The sequence below is a fragment of the Flavonifractor sp. genome, from assembly GCF_019422385.1.
Taxonomy (GTDB): Bacteria; Bacillota; Clostridia; order Oscillospirales; family Oscillospiraceae; genus Flavonifractor; species Flavonifractor avistercoris.
Genome location: NZ_JAHZDL010000136.1, coordinates 1 through 3,833, shown reverse-complemented (window position 1 = coordinate 3,833; position 3,833 = coordinate 1). Strand labels below are relative to the sequence as shown.

Annotated in this window: 3 protein-coding genes and 1 pseudogene; all 4 read left to right on the top strand. The window is 60.2% G+C overall.

The features are described 5' to 3' along the window. Positions 1–402 (top strand): annotated as a pseudogene (locus QZ378_RS12350) (PIG-L family deacetylase); the annotation flags it as partial. 12 nt (positions 403–414) lie between these two features. Continuing rightward, positions 415–1,608, top strand: coding sequence for a glycosyltransferase family 4 protein (locus tag QZ378_RS12345; RefSeq protein ID WP_291258479.1), 1,194 nt, complete (start codon positions 415–417; stop codon positions 1,606–1,608). Positions 1,609–1,613: 5 nt separating this feature from the next. Beyond that, positions 1,614–2,657 carry a polysaccharide biosynthesis protein gene (locus QZ378_RS12340; protein WP_291258478.1) on the top strand — a complete coding sequence of 348 codons (1,044 nt, stop codon included), beginning with the start codon at positions 1,614–1,616 and terminating at the stop codon, positions 2,655–2,657. Continuing rightward, positions 2,654–3,805: a capsular polysaccharide biosynthesis protein CapF gene (locus tag QZ378_RS12335; RefSeq protein ID WP_291258480.1), complete on the top strand. Its 1,152-nt coding sequence runs from the start codon at positions 2,654–2,656 to the stop codon at positions 3,803–3,805. The genes QZ378_RS12340 and QZ378_RS12335 overlap by 4 nt, the downstream gene beginning before the upstream one ends. The last annotated feature ends 28 nt before the right edge of the window (positions 3,806–3,833 follow it).

Below are 3,833 nucleotides of genomic sequence, written 5' to 3'. Positions count from 1 at the left end.
CAGCTCATTGAGGATACGGTGGACGCCGTGGCGCCGGAGGTGGCGTATACCCATTTTTTTGGGGACGTAAACCTGGATCACCAGATGGTGTACCGCTCCACGTTGGTGGCGGTGCGGCCGGTGCCGGGACAGACGGTGCGGGAGCTGTACTGCTACCGAGTGCCCTCCTCCACGGAGTGGAACCCTCAGCTTGCCCACACGGCATTTTTGCCCAATGTCATGGTGGACATCACCGATTACGCTGCCCTGAAAGAGGCAGCCCTGCTAGCCTACCAGACGGAGGCCCGGGCCTATCCCCATCCCCGCTCTGCCCAGTACGTCCGGGAGACGGACCGTTCCTGCGGATTGCAGTGGGGCATGGGCAGCAGTGAGGCCTTCATGCTGCTGCGAAAAAAAGGATAGCGGGAAGGTTCTATGAACGTATTATTTTTGTCTCTGGCACCCATTGCGTCGTTGGAGGACCGGGGGATCTATCCGGATCTTCTGCGGATCTTTGTCAAAAACGGACACTTTGTCCGCATCATTTCCGTCCAACCGGATCGCGCCACCTATGATGATCGCCGTGAGGGCTATGCCGTTCTGCATGTGCAGACGCCCCAGATGCAAAAGGTGGGACTCCTCAAAAAAGGCATCGCGTCTTTGCAGATCGGCCCCAATATCCGGCGGGCCCTGGACCGGCATTGCCGGAATGAGCGCTATGACCTCATCCTGATGGCCACGCCGCCTATCACTCTGGCGGGCGTGGTGGCCTATATCAAAAAGCGGGACGGAGCGAAGTTCTACCTGCTTCTCAAGGACATCTGGCCTCAAGGGATCGCCGACCTGGGCGCTATTTCCCAGAGCGGTCCGGTGTATCGGTATTTCCGTGCCAAGGAGAAAAAGCTCTACGCTCTGGCTGATCAGATCGGTTGCATGAGTCCCGCCAATGTGAAGTATGTGCTCCGGCACAATCCGGCTCTGGAGCCCCAGCAGGTGGAGGTCTGTCCCAACAGCGAGGAACCGGATTTTTGGACCGTGTCTCCGGAAGAAGCATCTGCCATCCGGGCGAAGTACGGCATCCCCCAGGGGCGGAAGATCTTTCTGTATGGCGGGAACCTGGGCCGTCCCCAGGATATTCCCTTTGTGATCGAATGTCTGCGAGCGGCGGTTCACGTTCCGGACGCTTTTTTCGTTATCTGCGGTAGCGGAACGGAGTATGGAAAGCTCCGGACTTTCGTGGAAGCCGAGAAGTATTCCAATCTCCTCTTATTATCCGGCCTGCCCCGGGCAGACTATGATAAGCTGGTCCGATCCTGCCATGTGGGACTGCTGTTTCTGGACCACCGGTTTACCATTCCCAATTTCCCCTCCCGGCTGCTCTCCTATCTCCAGGCGGGTTTGCCGGTGATCGCCTGCACAGATCCGGCTACCGATATCGGAGACATTGCCCAGGCGGGCGGCTTTGGCTGGAAGTGTCCCAGCGACGACCCAGCCGCTTTTGTGCGGACGGTGGAACGCGCCTGCTCTGCAGATCTCGCTTCCATGGGCGATGCGGGACGAATGTATTTTTCTGCTCATTATACAGCGGAGCAGAGTTATGAGATCATCATGCGTGGATTGGAGCGCTGAAGCGTATGTTTCAAGGAAAGACCTTACTGATCACCGGCGGCACCGGCTCTTTCGGCAACGCCGTGCTGGACCGCTTTTTGAAGACTGACATCGGGGAGATCCGCATCTTCTCCCGGGACGAGAAGAAGCAGGACGACATGCGCCACGCCTTCCAGGCCGCCATGCCAGAAGCGGCGGACAAGCTCCGCTTCTTCATCGGCGACGTGCGGGACCTGGCCAGCGTCCGCAACGCTATGTACGGGGTGGACTATATCTTCCACGCCGCGGCTCTCAAGCAGGTGCCCTCCTGCGAGTTCTTCCCCCTGGAGGCGGTGAAAACCAATGTCATCGGCACGGACAACGTCCTCACGGCCGCCATCGACGCGGGGGTGAAGTCTGTGATCTGCCTTTCCACCGACAAGGCGGCCTACCCCGTCAACGCCATGGGCACCTCCAAGGCCATGATGGAAAAGGTCATCGTGGCCAAGAGCCGCACCGTCAGCCCGGAGCGCACCAAGATCTGCTGCACCCGCTACGGCAACGTTCTCTGCTCCCGGGGCAGCGTGGTGCCCCTGTGGATCGAGCAGATGAAGGCAGGCAAGCCACTTACCATCACAGAGCCGGAAATGACCCGGTTCGTCATGTCTCTGGAGGAGGCGGTGGACCTGGTGCTCTTCGCTTTCGAGCACGGGGAAAGCGGCGACATCCTGGTCCAAAAGGCTCCGGCCTGCACTATCGCTGTGCTGGCCCAGGCGGTGCGGGAGCTGTTCTGTCCGGAGGCGGAGACCCGGGTCATCGGCATCCGCCACGGGGAAAAGCTCTATGAGACTCTGCTGACCAATGAGGAGTGCGCCCACGCCCTGGATCTGGGTGGCTTTTACCGGGTGCCCTGCGACAAGCGGGACCTGAACTACGATAAGTATTTTACCCAGGGAGACCAGACCCGAAACACCCTGACGGAATTTAATTCCAATAACACCGCGCTTCTGAACGTGGAGCAGGTGAAGGAGAAGCTGCTGGCCCTGCCCTATATTCAGCAGGAGCTGGCGGAATGGGAGAAGCAGGCATGAAGATCCTCATTACCGGAGCCCACGGCTTTGTGGGCCGGAACCTGATGGAGACATTGAAAGCGGTACGGGACGGCAAGGACCGGACCCGGGGCCTTCCCACGGAGTTGGAGCTGCTGACGTACACCCACCAGTCCCCCGAGGGGGCCCTGGAGGCATACTGCGCCGAAGCGGATTTCGTCTTTCACCTGGCGGGGGTGAACCGGCCGGAGACGGAGGATGAGTTCCTCACCGGCAACCGGGACCTGACGGCCCGGCTCCTCTCCGCTCTGGAAAAAGCGGGCAATCCCTGCCCGGTGCTGCTGACCTCCTCTATCCAGGCCCTGCGGGACAACCCCTACGGCCGCAGCAAGCTGGCGGGGGAGGATCTGGTGCGCTCCTACGGGGCGCGCACCGGGGCCAAGACGTTGATCTACCGCCTGCCCAACATATTTGGCAAGTGGTGTCGTCCCAACTACAACAGCGTGGTGGCCACCTTCTGCCATAACATCGCCCGGGATCTTCCCATTACGGTGAGCGATCCGGCGGTGAGCTTGACCCTCTGCTATATCGACGATGTGGTGGACGAGTTCCTCCGGGCCCTGAAGGGGGAGGAGACGGCGGGGGCGGACGGTCTTTGCGCCGTGCCGGTGACCCATACCGCCACCCTGGGGGAGATCGTGGATCTGCTCCATCAGTTCCACGACCAGCCCCGGACGTTGCTGCTGCCGGAGATCCCTGCCGGTTCCTTTGCAAAGAAACTCTATTCCACGTATCTCTCGTATCTCCCGGAGGAGGCGGTCTGCTTCCCCCTGAAGATGAATGTGGATGAGCGGGGCAGCTTTACGGAGCTGCTGAAAACGGCCAACTGCGGCCAGTTCAGCGTGAACATCTCCAAGCCCGGCATCACCAAGGGCCAGCACTGGCACCACAGCAAATGGGAGTTTTTCATGGTGGTCTCCGGCCAGGCCCTGATCCAGGAGCGGGAGATCGGCTCCGATAAGGTGCTGGAGTTCCGGGTCTCCGGGGAGAACATCCAGGCGGTGCACATGCTGCCCGGGTACACCCACAACATCATCAACCTCTCCGATACGGAGGATCTGGTGACCGTCATGTGGGCCAACGAGCGCTTTGATCCCCAGCGACCCGACACCTACTTTGAGGAGGTTTAAGCCATGTCCCGGCTGAAACTCATGACTA

Coding starts and splice junctions, on each gene's coding strand:
- QZ378_RS12345 (WP_291258479.1), top strand. CDS start 415: ATGAACGTATTATTTTTGTCTCTGGCACCCATTGCGTCGTTGGAGGAC.
- QZ378_RS12340 (WP_291258478.1), top strand. CDS start 1,614: ATGTTTCAAGGAAAGACCTTACTGATCACCGGCGGCACCGGCTCTTTC.
- QZ378_RS12335 (WP_291258480.1), top strand. CDS start 2,654: ATGAAGATCCTCATTACCGGAGCCCACGGCTTTGTGGGCCGGAACCTG.